This is a genomic window from Bradyrhizobium sp. WSM4874 (genome assembly GCF_055811835.1).
This window is the reverse complement of sequence record NZ_JBVVPR010000001.1, coordinates 363,035-379,085: the sequence shown is the minus strand read 5'-3', so window position 1 is coordinate 379,085 and position 16,051 is coordinate 363,035. Positions and strand designations below refer to the sequence as shown.

The following is a 16,051-nucleotide window of genomic DNA, read 5'->3' as shown; positions in this document are numbered from 1 at the left end:
TCTCAGGCAATCGTGTTGACGATGCCGCCCTCGGCACGCAACGCCGCGCCGTTGGTAGCGGAAGCTTCCTTCGAAGCCGCATAAACCACCATGTTGGCGATTTCGTCGACGCTGGCGAAGCGCTGGAGCAGCGAGCTTGGGCGATGCTGTTTGACGAAATTGGCCGCGGCCTCATCGACCGACTGGCCGTTCTGCTTGGCAAGATCCTTGACGAAGGTCTCGACGCCTTCCGACATCGTCGGGCCCGGCAGCACGGAATTGACCGTGACGCCGGTGCCGCGTGTGAGCTGCGCCAGGCCCCGCGCGACCGAGAGCTGGGCCGTCTTGCTCATTCCATAGTGGATCATCTCGACCGGGATGTTGAGCCCGGATTCCGAGGAGATGAAGACAACTCGGCCCCAGTTGCGCTTGAGCATGCCCTTCATATACGCGCGCGAGAGACGCACGCCGCTCATCACGTTGACCTCGAAGAAGCGGCTCCAGTCCTCGTCCGGAATGTCGAAAAAGTCTTTCGGCTCGAAGATGCCGGCATTGTTGATGAGGATGTCGACGTCTGGCAGCGCCGCGGCCAGCGCCTTGCAGCCGGCAGCGGTCGAGACATCGGCGGCGATGCCGCGGACCTTGGCCCCCGCTCCCTCCAGCTTGCGCACGGCCGCATCGACCTTGTCCTGGCCGCGTCCGTTGATCACGACGCTCGCACCCGAGCCGGCAAGGCCCTTGGCGATGGCGTGGCCGATACCGGCGGTCGAGCCGGTGACGAGGGCGGTCTTTCCGGAAAGGTCGATGTTCATGCGTGATCTCCGTTGATGCTGACGGAGATATTGGGCGCTACCGGCACGATAGCAATCGGTACTCACCGACGCGTGAGGAACGGGACGTAACGAACGAGGACAGCCAATAAAAAAGCGGCGCCCGAAGGCGCCGCTTTCTGAAAACTCTCTGCCGGTCGGCTTACGCTGCCTCGGCTTCCTTTTCCTGCACCGGACCGGAGTCCTGGCCCTTGGCATCGACGTCACGATCGACGAACTCGATCACGGCCATCGCGGCGTTGTCGCCGTAGCGGAAGCCGGCCTTGATGATGCGGGTGTAGCCGCCCTGGCGATCCTTGTAGCGGGGCGCGAGCGTGTCGAACAGCTTCCGGACCTGATCCTTGTCGCGCATCTCGGAGATGGCCTGGCGGCGCATGGCAAGCCCGCCCTTCTTGCCGAGGGTAATCAGCTTCTCGACGATCGGACGCAATTCCTTCGCCTTCGGCAGCGTGGTGACGATCTGCTCGTGCTTGATCAGCGCGGCGCACATGTTGGCGAACATCGCGCGGCGATGCTCGGCGGTGCGGTTGAGCTTACGATGAACCTTGCCGTGACGCATTTATCTATTCCTTACGTTGAAACTGCCGCGACGGTTCGTCGGACATGTTGCTCAGGTGGGCCGCCTGCGTTCGCCCCAGTTAGTCATTCCGGGGCGGCTCGCAGAGCCGAACCCGGAATCTCGAGGTTCCGGGTTCGATGCTCGCGCATCGCCCCGGAACGACGAAGTCCTAGTAGTGATCCTCGAAGCGCTTGGCGAGCTCGTCGATGTTCTCCGGCGGCCAGCCCGGCACTTCCATGCCGAGGTGCAGACCCATCTGGGCCAGCACTTCCTTGATCTCGTTCAGCGACTTGCGGCCGAAGTTCGGAGTGCGGAGCATTTCCGCTTCGCTCTTCTGCACGAGGTCGCCGATGTAGACGATGTTGTCGTTCTTCAAGCAATTGGCCGAACGCACCGACAGCTCGAGCTCGTCCACCTTCTTGAGGAAGGCCGGGTTGAAGGCGAGGTCCGGGATGATCTCCTGGGCGACTTCCTTGCGCGGCTCTTCGAAATTGACGAACACGTTGAGCTGATCCTGCAGGATGCGCGCGGCGTAGGCCACGGAATCATCCGGCGTCAGCGCGCCGTTGGTCTCGATTGTCATGGTCAGCTTGTCGTAGTCGAGGATCTGGCCCTCGCGGGTGTTCTCGACCTTGTAGGAGACCTTGCGGACCGGCGAGTACAGGCTGTCGACCGGGATCAGGCCGATCGGCGCGTCCTCGGGGCGGTTGCGCTCGGCGGGAACGTAGCCCTTGCCGGTTGCGACGGTGAACTCCATGCGGATCTCGGCGCCCTCGTCGAGCGTGCAGATCTGCAGGTCGGGATTGAGCACGACGACGTCGCCCACGGTCTGGATGTCGCCGGCGGTGACGACGCCCGGGCCGGACTTCTTGACGACCATGCGCTTGGGGCCCTCGCCCTGCATCTTGATCGAGATGTCCTTGATGTTGAGCACGATGTCGGTGACGTCCTCACGGACGCCCGCGATCGAGGAGAACTCGTGCAGCACGCCGTCGATATGCACCGACTGCACCGCCGCGCCCTGGAGCGAGGACAGCAGGATGCGGCGCAGCGCGTTGCCGAGCGTCTGGCCGAAGCCGCGCTCGAGCGGTTCGGCGACGATGGTCGCGAAACGGGTCGGATCGCTGCCGGGCTGTACCTGCAGCTTGTTCGGCCGAATCAGTTCTTGCCAATTTTTCTGGATCGTCACTGTTTCACCCATACAGGCCAGTCAGACTGCTGTTGCAGGCACTGGCGTTGGAGAAAGGCCGCAGATCATTTCCACGGCTTTGCAAAAAATCATTGCGGGCGCCAATGCGCCCGCAATTTGGTATCAAACGCGCCGACGCTTGCGGGGACGGCAACCGTTGTGCGGGATCGTGGTCACGTCACGGATCGAGGTGACGGTGAAGCCCGCGGCCTGGAGCGCCCGGAGCGCCGATTCGCGGCCCGAACCGGGACCGGCGACTTCGACTTCCAGCGTGCGCATGCCGTGCTCCTGCGCCTTCTTCGACACGTCCTCGGCGGCAACCTGTGCGGCATACGGGGTCGACTTGCGCGAGCCCTTGAAGCCCATCGTGCCGGCGGAGGACCAGGCAATCGTGTTGCCCTGCGCGTCGGTGATGGTGATGGTCGTGTTGTTGAACGACGAGTTCACGTGCGCGACGCCGGAGGCGATGTTCTTGCGCTCACGACGACGAACGCGGGTGGCTTCCTTGCCCATAGACTACCTTTCCTGAAGATCTCAAACGCCGCCGTAATGCCAGCGGCTACACCTGTGGAACGAAAGGCGCGTGGCGAACGGGTCATCCCCTTTCGCCACACGCCGTGATTGGATGCGAAAACTTACTTCTTCTTGCCGGCGATGGCCTTGGCCGGACCCTTGCGCGTGCGCGCGTTGGTGTGGGTACGCTGGCCACGCACCGGCAGACCGCGACGATGGCGCAGGCCGCGGTAGCAGCCGAGGTCCATCAGACGCTTGATGTTGATGCCGACCTCACGACGCAAATCGCCCTCGACGAGATAGTCGCGGTCGATCACTTCGCGGATCTGAAGCACTTCGGCGTCGCTGAGCTGATTGACCCGACGATCGTCTGGGATCTTGACCTTCTCCATGATCTCACCGGCGATCTTCTGGCCGATGCCATGGATGTACTGGAGCGCGATCAGCACGCGCTTGTTGGTCGGGATGTTCACGCCGGCAATACGGGCCACGGCCTTCTCTCCTGTCGCCGATTCCTCGTCAGGAATCGCGCTTTAAGTGCTGGTTTCTCGGGCAGGTGTTCACAAACGCGAACACGACGCCCACCCCTGGTCTTCCTGGGGCCCGGCATCGTTTGAAACTATCCGACTTGGATGCGGGGCTTATTAGGGGATTCAGGGGGCTTTCGTCAACCGCTGCTAGCGCTTAGCTCGCTTTTTCGTGACCTTTTTTGCGGCCTTTTTGGCACCTTTTTTGACAGCCTTCTTTGCGGTCTTTTTGGCTGCCTTCTTCTTCCCTGCCTTCTTGGCGGCTTTCTTGCCGGTTTTCTTGGCCGCCTTCTTGGGACCCGTCACGGTCTTTTTAGCCGCCTTCTTGGATTTGGCGGCCTTTTTGGCCGTCTTCGTCGGCTTTTTAGCCGATTTCGTCGCCGCCTTGGCCTTTTTAGCCGGGGCGGCCTTGGCCGCGCTGCGGGCGCGGGTCTTGCCATGAGTCTTGGGCTCGACCGCCCCGAGCGCCAGGAGCTGGCGATGGATGGCGCGGGTGACCTCGTCGATGGCCATCATGCCGTCGATGGTCGAGAGCTTCCGCCGCTCGGAATAGTAGTGAATCAGCGGCTCCGTCTGGTTGCGGTAGCTGGCTAACCGCTTGGTTAGGACCTCCGGGGTGTCGTCGAGCCGGACCTCCTCCCCGCGCTCGCGCATCTGGGCGACGCGGGTCTCGACACGGTTCAGGAGCGCGCTCTCGTTGACGCGGAGCTCGATCACGGCGTCGAGCTTGAGGTGCTTGTGCTTGAGCAGCTCATCCAGCGCCTCGGCCTGCGGCACGGTCCGCGGGAAACCGTCGAGGATGAAACCGTTTTTGGCATCCGGCTGATCGATTCGATCGGAGATGATTCCGACCACGACATCATCGGGCACGAGACCGCCGCTGGCCATGATCTCCTTGGCCTTGAGACCGACCGGCGTTCCGGCCGCCACCGCTGCACGCAACATCTCGCCGGTCGAGAGTTGGACGATACCATAGCGCTGCACAAGCAGCTGCGCCTGGGTGCCCTTGCCCGATCCCGGCGGCCCCAGAAGTATAATTCTCATCGGCGTACGCCCCCCGATTGGTGCGCGATGCGTCGCGCGCCCGTGTTTTGAAGTCCAGCTACAGTGCAAATCATAATCAGCGCCGCACCGCTACCCATATCATAGGGGAGCAAATGGCCGGACGCCAAGAAGCCTTTGAGATCAGTGCTTGCACGACAGTAAGAGCGGCTCTGTCGAGGCGACCGAATGCCCGGCTCGCCGTCCGCGCGCGTTGCACGCGCGGCGAATCGGCGGCGCAATTGCGCCGCCCGAGGGGACGCCGCGCTTAACGGCGGCGGCCGCGCAGCTTCGACTTCCGGATCAGGCCTTCGTACTGATGCGCCAGGAGATAGCCCTGCACCTGCGCCACCGTGTCCATGGTGACGCTGACGACGATCAGCAGCGACGTGCCGCCAAAGTAGAACGGCACCGACGCGTAGGAGATCAGGATTTCCGGAATCAAGCAGACGATCGCCAGATAGACCGCGCCGAGCACAGTGATGCGCGACAGCACGTAGTCGATATATTCCGCGGTACGCTCGCCCGGACGGATGCCCGGAATGAAGCCGCCGTGCTTCTTCAGATTGTCCGCGGTCTCGGTCGGATTGAACACGATCGCGGTGTAGAAGAAGGCGAAGAACACGATCAGCGCCAGATACATGATCAGGAACAGCGGACGGCCGTGGCCGAGCTGGGTGTTGATCCACTGGAACCATTCCGGCCCGCTGCCCGCGTTGAAGTTCGCGACCGTGGTCGGCAGCAGCAGCAGCGAGGACGCGAAGATCGGCGGGATCACGCCCGAGGTGTTGAGCTTGAGCGGCAGATGCGAGGACTGCCCCTCGAACATCTTGTTGCCGACCTGGCGCTTCGGATACTGGATCAAGAGCCGGCGCTGGGCGCGCTCCACGAACACGATGAAGGCGATCACGGCCACCGCCATGATGATGACGACCAGAATCAGGCCCGTCGACATCGCACCCTGACGGCCGAGCTCGAGCATGTTGGCGAGCGCCGCGGGCAGCTCGGCGACGATGCCGGAGAGAATGATAAGGGAAATGCCGTTGCCGATGCCGCGCGAGGTGATCTGCTCGCCCAGCCACATCAGGAACATGGTGCCGCCGGTCAGCGTGATCGCCGTGGACAGACGGAAGAACATGCCGGGGTCGCTGACGACGTTGCCTGCGCCTTCGAGGCCTACCGCGATGCCGTAGGACTGGAACGCGGCCAGGATCACCGTGAGATAACGGGTGTACTGGTTCAGCAGCTTGCGGCCGGACTCGCCTTCCTTCTTCAGCGCCTCGAGCTGCGGCGAGACGGTGGTCAGGAGCTGGATGATGATGGAGGCCGAGATGTACGGCATGATGTTCAGCGCAAAGATCGCCATGCGGTGAATGCCGCCGCCGGCGAACATGTTGAACATGCCGAGGATGCCGCCCGCCTGGGAGCGGAACACCTGCTCCCAGATGTTGGGATCGATGCCGGGCAGCGGGATGTAGGTCCCGAGCCGATAAACGAGCAGCGCACCCAGGGTGAACCAGATGCGCTTCTTCAGTTCGTCGGCCTTGGCAAACGCACCGAAATTGAGATTGGCTGCCAGTTGTTCCGCTGCAGAGGCCATCTTGGACTTTCTCCCGCCGCTTATTGCGCCGTCATGCCCGCGGCCGGGCTACATTATACCGGACACCGGACATTATCTGGGGCTACGGCTTCGATAAGTCCATCGTCCCGCATGCGTAAAGGCCCGCGAGCTGCGGGCCGATGACGCAGTTGTTACGCCGCCTCGCCTTCTTCCTTGGCAGGCGCGAGGATCTTCACCGAGCCGCCGGCCTTCTCGACTGCCGCGATTGCGGTCTTCGAGGCGCCGTGCACTTCGATGTTGAGCTTGGCCTTGAACTCGCCGCGGCCGAGCAGCCGCAGGCCGCCCTTGGCGCGGCGCAGCACGCCGGCCTTGACCAGGGATTCGACGTTCACGACGCTGCCGGTGTCGATCTTCTTGGCATCGACCGCGTCCTGGAGCCGGTCGAGATTGATCTCGGCGAACTCGATGCGGAAGATGTTGTTGAAGCCGCGCTTGGGCAGACGGCGATGCAAGGGCATCTGGCCGCCTTCGAAACCCTTGATGCGCACGCCCGAACGCGCGGTCTGGCCCTTGCCACCGCGGCCGGCCTGCTTGCCCTTGCCCGAACCAATGCCGCGGCCGACGCGCATACGCTTCTTGCGCGAGCCGGCATTGTCGGCGATATCGCTGAGCTTCATCGCCCTGCTCCTTGTTTCCTGCGCATGACCTTCACCGAAAACGGGTCCCCGCTTCGGGATCGTGCGCCTTTGCTTACTTCTCGTCGACGATGCGAACGAGATGGTGAACTTTCAAGATCATGCCGCGCACCGCCGGGGTGTCCGGCAGTTCGCTGGTGCGGCCGATCTTGTTGAGCTTGAGCCCGATCAGCGTCGAGCGCTGCGAGTGATGGCGGCGGATCGCGCTGCCGGTCTGCTCGATCTTGATCGTCTTTGCGGTCGTAACGGCACTCTTGGCCATGGGCGTCTACTCCGAAAAGCTTGCGTTATTCGGCAACCGCCTCGGCGTCGCCACCGATACGGCGGGACTGGAGGGTGGACACCTTGATGTTGCGGCGGGCAGCGACCGAGCGCGGCGAATCCTGATGCTTCAGCGCATCGAACGTCGCGCGAACCATGTTGTACGGGTTCGACGAGCCGATCGACTTCGCAACCACGTCCTGGACGCCGAGCGTCTCGAACACGGCGCGCATCGGACCGCCGGCGATGATGCCGGTGCCGGCCGGAGCTGCGCGCAGGTAAACACGGCCCGCGCCATGACGGCCGGCGATGTCGTGATGCAGCGTGCGGCCCTCGCGCAGCGACACGCGGGTGAGGTTGCGCTTGGCGGATTCGGTTGCCTTGCGGATCGCCTCGGGCACTTCGCGCGCCTTGCCGTGACCGAAGCCGGCGCGGCCCTTCTGGTCGCCGATCACGACCAGCGCTGCGAAACCGAAGCGCTTGCCGCCCTTGACGACCTTGGCGACGCGATTGATGTGGACGAGCTTGTCGACGAACTCGCTGTCGCGCTCTTCCCTGCGTTCACGTCCGCCGCCGCGTTGATCGCGTCCACCACGTTGTTCGCGTTCTGCCATGGTTTTTCCAGTCCTTCAGAGGCTTACGCCTCAATCCTCAAATTCTGTTAGAAGCTCAGCCCGCTCTCACGCGCCGCGTCGGCAAGAGCCTTGACGCGCCCGTGATAGAGATAGCTGCCGCGATCGAACACGACTTCCTTGACACCCTTCTCGGCGGCGCGCTCGGCCAGCAGCTTGCCGACCGCCTTCGCCGCATCGATGTCGGCGCCGGTCTTGCCGCCATCGCGCATCGACTTCTCGAGCGACGAGGCAGAGGCAAGCGTCTCGCCCTTCAGGTCGTCGATGACCTGGGCGTAGATGTGCTTGGACGAGCGGAACACCGACAGGCGCGGACGGCCGCCACCCGAGCGGCGCAGCTTCAGTCGTACACTGCGCTTGCGCCGGGCATTCGTAACCTTGGCTTTCGACATGACCGGCTCCGTTACTTCTTCTTGCCTTCCTTGCGGAAGATGAATTCGCCAACATACTTCACGCCCTTGCCCTTGTAGGGCTCCGGCGGACGATAGGAGCGAATCTCGGCGGCGACCTGGCCGACGCGCTGAATGTCGCTGCCGGTCACCGTGATCTCGGTCGGCTTCGGCACGGTGATCGTGATCCCTTCCGGGATCGCGTAGACCACATCGTGGCTGTAGCCGAGCGCGAGCTGCAGGTTCTTGCCCTGCAGCGCGGCGCGGTAACCGACGCCGGTGATTTCGAGCTTCTTCTCGAAGCCCTTGGTGACGCCTTCGACCAGATTCGCGACCTGGGCGCGAGCGGTCCCGTACAGGGCCCGCGCGCGGTTGGTCTCGACCCGCGGGTTCACCTTGACCTGGCCGTTGTCGAGCTTCACCTCGACGTCGCTATGGACGACGAACTGAAGCTGGCCCTTCGGCCCTTTCATCTTGACGGTCTGCCCGTCGACGGTCGCGGTCACACCCGACGGCACCGCTACCGGCCTTTTGCCAACACGTGACATGGATCAAAAATCCTTCTCAGAACACCGTGAAGAGAACTTCGCCGCCCACGTTCGCTTCACGCGCACTGTGGTCAGCCATGATTCCCTTCGGCGTCGACAACACCGAAATGCCGAGTCCGTTATTGACCCGCGGCAGGTTCTTCACCGAGGCGTAAACGCGACGCCCGGGCTTGGAGACACGCTCGATCTCGCGGATAACGGGCTCGCCGTCGAAATACTTCAGCTCAATCTCGATCTCGCTGCGGCCCGAGGAGTGCTCGAGTGTGGCGTAACCGCGGATGTAGCCTTCGCTCTTCAGCACCTCGAGAACATTCTCGCGCATCTTCGAGCCAGGCGTGGAGACCTTGTTCTTGGAGCGCATCTGCGCGTTGCGGATTCGGGTGATCAGATCGCTGATTGGATCGTGCGTAGACATTTAAACGACCCTCCTTACCAGCTGGACTTCACGAGGCCCGGGACCATGCCCCTGGAGCCAAGGTCACGCAGCGCGATACGGGACAGCTTGTTCTTGCGGTAGTTCGAACGCGGGCGGCCCGTCAGCTCGCAACGCAGACGGATGCGGGTCGCCGACGAGTTGCGCGGCATTTCCGCCAGCTTGAGGGTCGCGGCGAACCGCTCCTCCATCGGCAGCGACTTGTCGGCGATGATCGCCTTCAACCGCTCGCGCTTCGGGGCGGCGTTCTTCGCCATCCGCTTGCGCCGGTTGTTCTTCTCGATTGAACTCTTCTTTGCCATGCTTGGCTCCTGGGTATCCGCGTTTGAGAGGCTTTAGGTCAGCGTCTCACTGCCGGAACGGGAAATTGAAAGCGGTCAACAAGGCCCTCGCCTCGTCGTCGGTCTTGGCCGTGGTGCAGACGGTGATATCCATACCGCGGGATTCCGTGACCTTGTCGAAGTCGATCTCGGGGAAAATGATGTGTTCCTTGAGACCGAGCGAGTAGTTGCCACGGCCGTCGAAGCTCTTCGGGTTCAAGCCGCGGAAGTCGCGGACGCGCGGCAGCGCGACCGTCACCAGGCGATCGATGAACTCGTACATACGGGCCTTGCGCAGCGTGACCTTGCAGCCGATCGGCTGGTTCTCACGCAACTTGAAGGTCGCGATCGCGATCCGCGAATAGGTCACGATCGCCTTCTGGCCGGCGATCTGGGTCAATTCCGCAGCGGCGTTCTCTGCCTTCTTGCGGTCGTTGACGGAATCGCCAACGCCCATGTTCAGCACGACCTTGTCCAGGCGCGGAACCTGCATGACGTTCTCATAACCGAACTTCTCGGTCATTTCCGTCCGGATCTTCGCGTCGTATTCCGCGCGCAGGCGCGGCGTGTAAGCGGCCTCAGCCATCGATCTCAGCTCCCGAGCTCTTGGCGATGCGGACCTTCTTGCCGTCCGCCAGAATCTTGAATCCGACGCGGGTCGGCTTCCCGTCCTTGCCGACATACGCGATGTTGGACAGTTGGATCGGCGACTCTTTCGAGATGATGCCGCCCTCCTGGGCCTGCGTCTGCTTCTGGTGACGCTTGACCATGTTGATGCCGCGCACCAGCGCCGTACCGGCGTCGGGACGCACTTCGAACACCTCGCCGGTGCGGCCCTTGTCGCGGCCGGTCAGCACGACGACCTTGTCGCCCTTGCGGATCTTCGCAGCCATCACAGCACCTCCGGCGCGAGCGAGATGATCTTCATGTGGTTCTTGGCGCGCAGCTCGCGGGGCACGGGCCCGAAGATACGGGTGCCGACCGGCTCGGACTGATTGTTGATCAGAACGGCGGCGTTGCGGTCGAAGCGGATGACCGAACCGTCGGCGCGGCGGATGTCCTTGCGGACGCGCACCACGACGGCCTTCATCACGTCGCCCTTCTTCACCTTGCCACGCGGAATCGCTTCCTTGATCGAGACAACGATGATGTCGCCGATCGTGGCGTAGCGGCGCTTGGAGCCCCCGAGCACCTTGATACACATGACACGGCGTGCGCCAGAATTATCGGCCACGTCGAGGTTGGTCTGCATCTGAATCATTGATGCACCTCGTCCTCTTCTATTTGCGCCAGCCCAGCCGGCGCTCAACATTTCCCTGAAGTCAGTCGGCTAAAGCCAACAGATCAGGCGCTTTTCTTGTGTTCGCCCCGGATCACGACCCAGCGCTTCAACTTCGAAATCGGCTTCGATTCCTCGATCCACACCATGTCGCCCGGCTTGAACTCGTTGCTCTCGTCGTGCGCGTGGTAGTTCTTCGAACGGCGGATCGTCTTCTTGTAGATCGGGTGCGTGAAGCGGCGATCGACGCGCACCACGATGGTCTTGGCTTGCTTGTCGCTGACGACCACGCCCTGCAAAGTACGTTTCGGCATCTTCGTAAGCCTCTTACTTCTTCTTCGCGCGCGTCTGCGCGGCGACGGTCTTGATCCGGGCGATGTCACGGCGGGCCTCGCGCAGGCGCGAGGTGTTCTCGAGCTGCCCGGTGGCGCGCTGGAAGCGCAGGTTGAAGCGCTCCTTCTTCAGGTTCAGGATGGCGTCATCCTGCTGATCGGGGCTCAACGCGCGGATGTCTTCGATTTTCATCTGGGCCATGGCCATTACTCCGCAATGCGCTCGACGAAGCGCGTCTTGATCGGCAGCTTGGCTGCAGCCAGGGTCAGCGCCTCACGCGCCGTCTGGGTGTTGACGCCGTCGATCTCGAACAGCACCCGGCCCGGCTTGACGCGCGCGACCCACAATTCCGGTGCACCCTTGCCGGAACCCATGCGGACTTCGGCAGGCTTCTTCGACACGGGAACGTCGGGGAAAATGCGGATCCAGACGCGGCCGGCGCGCTTCATGTGGCGGGTCAGCGCGCGGCGAGCGGCTTCGATCTGGCGCGCGGTGACGCGCTCAGGCTCGGTTGCCTTCAGGCCGAACTGGCCGAACGCCAACGTCGCGCCCGAAGACGCAACGCCGTGGATACGGCCCTTATGCGCCTTCCGGAACTTCGTTTTCTTAGGTTGCATCATGGCTTCAAGCCCTCAAATTCTCTGTGCTGGCGTCAGGCTGCAGCGTTGTCACGGCGCTGCCGGCCGCCGCGATCGCCGCCGCCACCAGTCTCGCCCTCGGCCATTCTCTTGTCCTGGGCCATCGGATCGTGCTCGAGGATCTCGCCCTTGAAGATCCAGACCTTGACACCGCAGGTGCCGAAGGTCGTGAACGCGGTCGCAACGCCGTAGTCGATGTCTGCGCGCAGCGTGTGCAGCGGCACGCGACCTTCGCGGTACCACTCCATGCGCGCGATTTCCGCACCACCCAGACGTCCCGAGCAGTTGATGCGGATGCCTTCCGCGCCGAGACGCATCGCGGACTGAACGGCGCGCTTCATGGCGCGGCGGAACGCCACGCGGCGCTCCAGCTGCTGCGCGATCGACTCGGCCACCAGCGTCGCATCGAGCTCCGGCTTGCGGATCTCGACGATGTTGATGACGACGTCGGACGAGGTGATGTCCGCGACCTTCTTGCGCAGCTTGTCGATGTCGGCGCCCTTCTTGCCGATCACCACGCCCGGACGAGCCGAGTGGATGGTGACGCGGCACTTCTTGTGCGGACGCTCGATCACGATGCGGGCGACGGCCGCCTGCTTGAGCTCCTTGTGCAGGATCTCGCGGATCTTGACGTCCTCATGAAGCAGCTTGCCGTATTCCTGCTTGCCGGCGAACCAGCGGGAATCCCAGGTCCGGTTGATGCCAAGACGCAGACCGATCGGATTGATCTTTTGACCCATCGTGTTCTCCTGCGTCCCTTAAGCCGCTGCCGCGGCTTCGACCTGACGAACGATGATCGTCAGCTGTGAAAATGGTTTGTAGACACGGCCCGAGCGGCCACGGCCGCGGGCGGCAAAGCGCTTCATCACGAGGCCGTTGCCGACGAAGGCCTGCGCCACGACGAGATCGTCGACGTCGAGGTCGTGGTTGTTCTCGGCATTGGCAATAGCCGATTCCAGGCACTTCTTCACGTCAACCGCGATCCGCTTGCGCGAAAACTGCAGGTCGGCGAGCGCAGCAGCCGCCTTCCGGCCGCGAATGAGCTGGGCGACCAGGTTGAGCTTCTGCGGGCTCACCCGCAGCATCCGGGCGACCGCCTTGGCCTCGTTCTCGGCGAGGCTCCGTTCGCGCTTAGGTTTGCTCATCGTTTAATCCTCAAGCCTTCTTGGCTTTCTTGTCCCCGGAGTGGCCATGGAAGGTACGGGTCGGCGAGAACTCGCCGAACTTGTGACCAACCATTTCCTCGTTGACCGCCACCGGCACGTGCTTCTGACCATTGTAGACGCCGAAGGTCAGGCCGACGAATTGCGGCAGGATCGTCGAGCGACGGCTCCAGATCTTGATGACGTCGTGACGGCCGGACGAACGCGCGGCATCTGCCTTCTTGAGCAGAGAACCCTCGACGAACGGGCCTTTCCAGACTGAACGAACCATGTCCGGCGTTCCTTACTTCTTCCGCTTGTGGCGGCTTAGGAGAATGAATTTGTTGGTCGACTTGTTGGAGCGGGTCTTCTTGCCCTTGGTCGGCTTGCCCCACGGAGTGACCGGGTGGCGACCGCCCGAGGTACGACCTTCACCACCGCCGTGCGGATGGTCGATCGGGTTCATCGAAACGCCGCGGTTGTGCGGCTTGCGGCCCAGCCAGCGGTTGCGGCCGGCCTTGCCGATCGACGTGTTCATGTGATCCGGGTTCGACACCGCGCCAATCGTGCCGCGGCAACGGCCGTGCACCAGGCGCTGTTCGCCCGAGTTCAGGCGGATGATCACATAGTCCTGGTCACGACCGACGAGCTGGGCGTAGGTGCCCGCGGAACGGGCGAGCTGGCCGCCCTTCCCGATCTTGACCTCGATATTGTGGATGATCGTGCCGACCGGCATGTTGCCGAGCGGCATGACATTGCCCGGCTTCACGTCGACATAGTTGCCGGCGACAACGGAATCACCGACGGCCAAACGCTGCGGCGCCAGGATATAGGCCTGGGTACCGTCTTCGTACTTGACCAGCGCGATGAACGCGGTGCGGTTCGGATCGTACTCCAGCCGCTCGACCGTCGCGGGCGCATCGACCTTGTCGCGCTTGAAATCGACAGTACGCAGCGTCCGCTTATGACCGCCGCCGCGGAAGCGCACGGTGATACGACCGGTGTTGTTGCGGCCGCCAGAGGAGTGCTTGCCTTCGGTGAGCGCCTTGACCGGCTTGCCCTTGTAGAGGGCCGAACGATCGACCATGACCAGCTGGCGCTGGCCCGGCGTCGTGGGATTGAATGTCTTCAGTGCCATCGTCGTACGACCTTACAGACCGGTGGTCACGTCGATCCGGTGACCCTCTTCGAGAGTCACGATCGCGCGCTTGGAGTTCGACTGCGAGCCGAGATTGCCGCGGAAGATCTTGGTCTTGCCCTTGCGGACCAGCGTGTTGACACTCTTGACCTTGACGTCGAACAGCTTCTCAATCGCTTCCTTGATCTGCGGCTTGGTCGCCTTCGCGGCCACCTTGAACAGCACCTTGTTGTGCTCCGAGGCGATCGTGGCCTTTTCGGTCACGACCGGCGACAGGATCACGTCGTAGTGGCGAGGCTCGATGTTCTTCGTCATTTGAAGCGCGCCTCCAGCGCATCGATGGCGGCCTTGGTCAGAACAAGCTTCCGACGGCGCAGGATGTCATAGACGTTGATGCCCTGGATCGGCAGCACGTCCATGTTCGGGATGTTGCGGGCCGCAGCGGCGAAGCCGTTGTTGAGCTCGGCGCCGTCGATGATCAGCGCGTTGGTCAAACCCAGACCGGAGAAATGACCAAGCAGCGCCTTGGTCTTGGCAGCTTCCAGCGCGGCCTTGTCGATCACGACGAGATCGCCGTCCTTGGCCTTGGCCGAGAGCGCATGCTTGAGGGCAAGCGCACGGACCTTCTTCGGCAGGTCGGTGGCATGCGAACGCACCACCGGACCGAAGGCACGGCCGCCGCCGCGGAACTGCGGCACGCGCGCTGAGCCGTGACGAGCACCACCGGTGCCCTTCTGCTTGTACATCTTCTTGCCGGTGCGCCAGATCTCGGCGCGGCCCTTGGCTTTGTGCGTACCGGCCTGGCGCTTGTTGAGCTGCCACTGCACGCAACGTGCAATGATGTCCTGGCGCGGCTCGAGGCCGAAAATGGTGTCGGAAAGCTGGACCGAGCCGGCTTCCTTACCCTCGAGGGTCGTGACCTTCAATTCCATCTCACGCCTCCTGCGCAGCCGGAGCAGCGTCCGCTTCGCCAGCAACCTTGAACTTGCCGGGCTTCGGAGCTTCCTTCGGCAGCGGCTTCTTGACGGCGTCGCGCACGCGGATCCAGCCGCCCTTGGAGCCGGGAACGGCGCCTTCGACGAGGATCAGGCCGCGCTCGACATCGAGCTGGACGACCCGAAGGTTGAGCGTGGTGATGCGGTCGACGCCCATGTGACCGGGCATCTTCTTGTTCTTCCAGGTCTTGCCCGGATCCTGACGGCCACCGGTCGAACCGATCGAACGGTGCGAGACCGAGACGCCGTGAGTGGCGCGCAGACCGCCGAAGTTCCAGCGCTTCATACCGCCGGCAAAACCCTTGCCGACCGAAGTACCGGTGACGTCGACGAACTGACCGACGACAAAGTGGTCGGCCAGGATCTCAGCACCGACGGGGATCATCTGATCCGCGGAGACACGGAATTCCTCGACCTGCCGCTTCGGCTCGACCTTGGCGACCGCGAACTGGCCGCGCTCCGCCTTGGGCATGTACACGGTCTTGCGGCTGCCAGAACCAAGCTGGAGCGCGACATAACCGTTTTTCTCTTCGGTGCGGTGGCCTACGACCTGGCAATTGCCGAGCTTCAGCACGGTCACGGGGATATGTTCGCCGGCCTCTGTAAAGACCCGCGTCATCCCGACCTTTTGTGCGATCACTCCGGAGCGCATCGGCGTGCTTCCTGTTCTTTCTGTCCGCTAGTGGCGAACGTGATCCAAAAATCTTAGAGCTTGATCTCGACGTCGACACCGGCGGCCAGGTCGAGCTTCATCAAAGCATCGACGGTCTGCGGGGTCGGATCGACGATGTCGAGCAGGCGCTTGTGAGTGCGCATCTCGAACTGCTCGCGGCTCTTCTTGTCGACGTGCGGCGAACGGTTGACGGTGAACTTCTCGATGCGGGTGGGCAGCGGAATGGGTCCGCGGACCTGCGCGCCGGTGCGCTTCGCCGTGTTCACGATCTCGCGGGTCGACGTATCGAGGATACGATGGTCGAACGCCTTGAGACGGATGCGAATGTTTTGGCCGTTCATTGCCGTGGTCTTTCTTCAGTGGGGTGGCGAATAGC

The 16,051-nt window shown here is 63.0% G+C and carries 28 protein-coding genes; all 28 read right to left on the bottom strand.

Going from position 1 to position 16,051, the window contains the following annotated elements; genetic code table 11:
- Window positions 1-2: 2 nt before the first annotated feature.
- Entirely contained in the window at window positions 3-791 is a 789-nt protein-coding gene (locus AC0L3P_RS01850; protein ID WP_473300856.1) for an SDR family NAD(P)-dependent oxidoreductase, read from the bottom strand.
- 160 nt (window positions 792-951) lie between these two features.
- The gene (rplQ, locus tag AC0L3P_RS01845; RefSeq protein ID WP_275168098.1) at window positions 952-1,368 is read right to left on the bottom strand and encodes a 50S ribosomal protein L17; all 417 of its coding nucleotides are present in this window, start codon (window positions 1,366-1,368) and stop codon (window positions 952-954) included.
- 169 nt (window positions 1,369-1,537) lie between these two features.
- Entirely contained in the window at window positions 1,538-2,569 is a 1,032-nt protein-coding gene (locus AC0L3P_RS01840) for a DNA-directed RNA polymerase subunit alpha (protein ID WP_007603046.1), read from the bottom strand.
- A 111-nt stretch (window positions 2,570-2,680) separates the two neighbouring features.
- Window positions 2,681-3,070 (bottom strand): 30S ribosomal protein S11, encoded by a 390-nt coding sequence (gene rpsK / locus AC0L3P_RS01835; RefSeq protein WP_007603045.1) that lies wholly within the window; start codon window positions 3,068-3,070, stop codon window positions 2,681-2,683.
- Window positions 3,071-3,192: 122 nt separating this feature from the next.
- On the bottom strand, window positions 3,193-3,561 hold the full coding sequence (rpsM, locus tag AC0L3P_RS01830) for a 30S ribosomal protein S13 (RefSeq protein ID WP_007611599.1): 369 nt from the start codon (window positions 3,559-3,561) through the stop codon (window positions 3,193-3,195).
- A gap of 186 nt (window positions 3,562-3,747) precedes the next feature.
- Window positions 3,748-4,641: an adenylate kinase gene (locus AC0L3P_RS01825; protein ID WP_354209264.1), complete on the bottom strand. Its 894-nt coding sequence runs from the start codon at window positions 4,639-4,641 to the stop codon at window positions 3,748-3,750.
- A 265-nt stretch (window positions 4,642-4,906) separates the two neighbouring features.
- Window positions 4,907-6,238 (bottom strand): preprotein translocase subunit SecY, encoded by a 1,332-nt coding sequence (gene secY, locus AC0L3P_RS01820; RefSeq protein ID WP_007611601.1) that lies wholly within the window; start codon window positions 6,236-6,238, stop codon window positions 4,907-4,909.
- Window positions 6,239-6,390: 152 nt separating this feature from the next.
- On the bottom strand, window positions 6,391-6,876 hold the full coding sequence (rplO, locus tag AC0L3P_RS01815) for a 50S ribosomal protein L15 (protein WP_247497526.1): 486 nt from the start codon (window positions 6,874-6,876) through the stop codon (window positions 6,391-6,393).
- Window positions 6,877-6,949: 73 nt separating this feature from the next.
- Window positions 6,950-7,156, bottom strand: a complete 207-nt coding sequence (gene rpmD / locus AC0L3P_RS01810; protein ID WP_007603038.1) for a 50S ribosomal protein L30 — start codon at window positions 7,154-7,156, stop codon at window positions 6,950-6,952.
- Between the two features lie 25 nt (window positions 7,157-7,181).
- Entirely contained in the window at window positions 7,182-7,769 is a 588-nt protein-coding gene (rpsE, locus tag AC0L3P_RS01805) for a 30S ribosomal protein S5 (RefSeq protein ID WP_007603037.1), read from the bottom strand.
- A 47-nt stretch (window positions 7,770-7,816) separates the two neighbouring features.
- Window positions 7,817-8,179 carry a 50S ribosomal protein L18 gene (rplR, locus tag AC0L3P_RS01800; RefSeq protein WP_007603036.1) on the bottom strand — a complete coding sequence of 121 codons (363 nt, stop codon included), beginning with the start codon at window positions 8,177-8,179 and terminating at the stop codon, window positions 7,817-7,819.
- An 11-nt stretch (window positions 8,180-8,190) separates the two neighbouring features.
- The gene (gene rplF / locus AC0L3P_RS01795; protein WP_007611603.1) at window positions 8,191-8,724 is read right to left on the bottom strand and encodes a 50S ribosomal protein L6; all 534 of its coding nucleotides are present in this window, start codon (window positions 8,722-8,724) and stop codon (window positions 8,191-8,193) included.
- Between the two features lie 16 nt (window positions 8,725-8,740).
- On the bottom strand, window positions 8,741-9,139 hold the full coding sequence (gene rpsH / locus AC0L3P_RS01790; protein ID WP_007603034.1) for a 30S ribosomal protein S8: 399 nt from the start codon (window positions 9,137-9,139) through the stop codon (window positions 8,741-8,743).
- 14 nt (window positions 9,140-9,153) lie between these two features.
- Entirely contained in the window at window positions 9,154-9,459 is a 306-nt protein-coding gene (rpsN, locus tag AC0L3P_RS01785; protein WP_275168100.1) for a 30S ribosomal protein S14, read from the bottom strand.
- Window positions 9,460-9,505: 46 nt separating this feature from the next.
- Window positions 9,506-10,063, bottom strand: coding sequence for a 50S ribosomal protein L5 (rplE, locus tag AC0L3P_RS01780; RefSeq protein WP_007603032.1), 558 nt, complete (start codon window positions 10,061-10,063; stop codon window positions 9,506-9,508).
- Window positions 10,056-10,370 carry a 50S ribosomal protein L24 gene (rplX, locus tag AC0L3P_RS01775; protein ID WP_007603031.1) on the bottom strand — a complete coding sequence of 105 codons (315 nt, stop codon included), beginning with the start codon at window positions 10,368-10,370 and terminating at the stop codon, window positions 10,056-10,058. The genes rplE and rplX overlap by 8 nt, the downstream gene beginning before the upstream one ends.
- Complete coding sequence (rplN, locus tag AC0L3P_RS01770) at window positions 10,370-10,738, bottom strand: 50S ribosomal protein L14 (protein ID WP_007603030.1); 369 nt, start codon at window positions 10,736-10,738, stop codon at window positions 10,370-10,372. Before rplN ends, rplX begins: the two co-directional genes overlap by 1 nt.
- An 83-nt stretch (window positions 10,739-10,821) precedes the next feature.
- Entirely contained in the window at window positions 10,822-11,070 is a 249-nt protein-coding gene (gene rpsQ / locus AC0L3P_RS01765; RefSeq protein WP_007603028.1) for a 30S ribosomal protein S17, read from the bottom strand.
- 13 nt (window positions 11,071-11,083) lie between these two features.
- Window positions 11,084-11,290, bottom strand: coding sequence for a 50S ribosomal protein L29 (rpmC, locus tag AC0L3P_RS01760; protein ID WP_007603026.1), 207 nt, complete (start codon window positions 11,288-11,290; stop codon window positions 11,084-11,086).
- A 5-nt stretch (window positions 11,291-11,295) separates the two neighbouring features.
- Complete coding sequence (gene rplP / locus AC0L3P_RS01755) at window positions 11,296-11,709, bottom strand: 50S ribosomal protein L16 (RefSeq protein WP_007603024.1); 414 nt, start codon at window positions 11,707-11,709, stop codon at window positions 11,296-11,298.
- Between the two features lie 32 nt (window positions 11,710-11,741).
- Window positions 11,742-12,467: a 30S ribosomal protein S3 gene (gene rpsC / locus AC0L3P_RS01750; RefSeq protein WP_247497528.1), complete on the bottom strand. Its 726-nt coding sequence runs from the start codon at window positions 12,465-12,467 to the stop codon at window positions 11,742-11,744.
- 18 nt (window positions 12,468-12,485) lie between these two features.
- Window positions 12,486-12,872, bottom strand: coding sequence for a 50S ribosomal protein L22 (rplV, locus tag AC0L3P_RS01745; protein WP_007603022.1), 387 nt, complete (start codon window positions 12,870-12,872; stop codon window positions 12,486-12,488).
- A gap of 10 nt (window positions 12,873-12,882) precedes the next feature.
- Window positions 12,883-13,161 (bottom strand): 30S ribosomal protein S19, encoded by a 279-nt coding sequence (rpsS, locus tag AC0L3P_RS01740; RefSeq protein WP_007603021.1) that lies wholly within the window; start codon window positions 13,159-13,161, stop codon window positions 12,883-12,885.
- A 12-nt stretch (window positions 13,162-13,173) separates the two neighbouring features.
- Entirely contained in the window at window positions 13,174-14,007 is an 834-nt protein-coding gene (gene rplB, locus AC0L3P_RS01735; protein WP_007611609.1) for a 50S ribosomal protein L2, read from the bottom strand.
- A gap of 12 nt (window positions 14,008-14,019) precedes the next feature.
- Window positions 14,020-14,322 (bottom strand): 50S ribosomal protein L23, encoded by a 303-nt coding sequence (locus tag AC0L3P_RS01730; protein ID WP_007603019.1) that lies wholly within the window; start codon window positions 14,320-14,322, stop codon window positions 14,020-14,022.
- Complete coding sequence (gene rplD, locus AC0L3P_RS01725) at window positions 14,319-14,939, bottom strand: 50S ribosomal protein L4 (RefSeq protein ID WP_211399436.1); 621 nt, start codon at window positions 14,937-14,939, stop codon at window positions 14,319-14,321. The genes AC0L3P_RS01730 and rplD overlap by 4 nt, the downstream gene beginning before the upstream one ends.
- A gap of 1 nt (window position 14,940) precedes the next feature.
- The gene (gene rplC / locus AC0L3P_RS01720; protein WP_007603016.1) at window positions 14,941-15,654 is read right to left on the bottom strand and encodes a 50S ribosomal protein L3; all 714 of its coding nucleotides are present in this window, start codon (window positions 15,652-15,654) and stop codon (window positions 14,941-14,943) included.
- Between the two features lie 53 nt (window positions 15,655-15,707).
- Window positions 15,708-16,016, bottom strand: a complete 309-nt coding sequence (rpsJ, locus tag AC0L3P_RS01715) for a 30S ribosomal protein S10 (RefSeq protein WP_002712302.1) — start codon at window positions 16,014-16,016, stop codon at window positions 15,708-15,710.
- Between the last annotated feature and the right edge of the window lie 35 nt (window positions 16,017-16,051).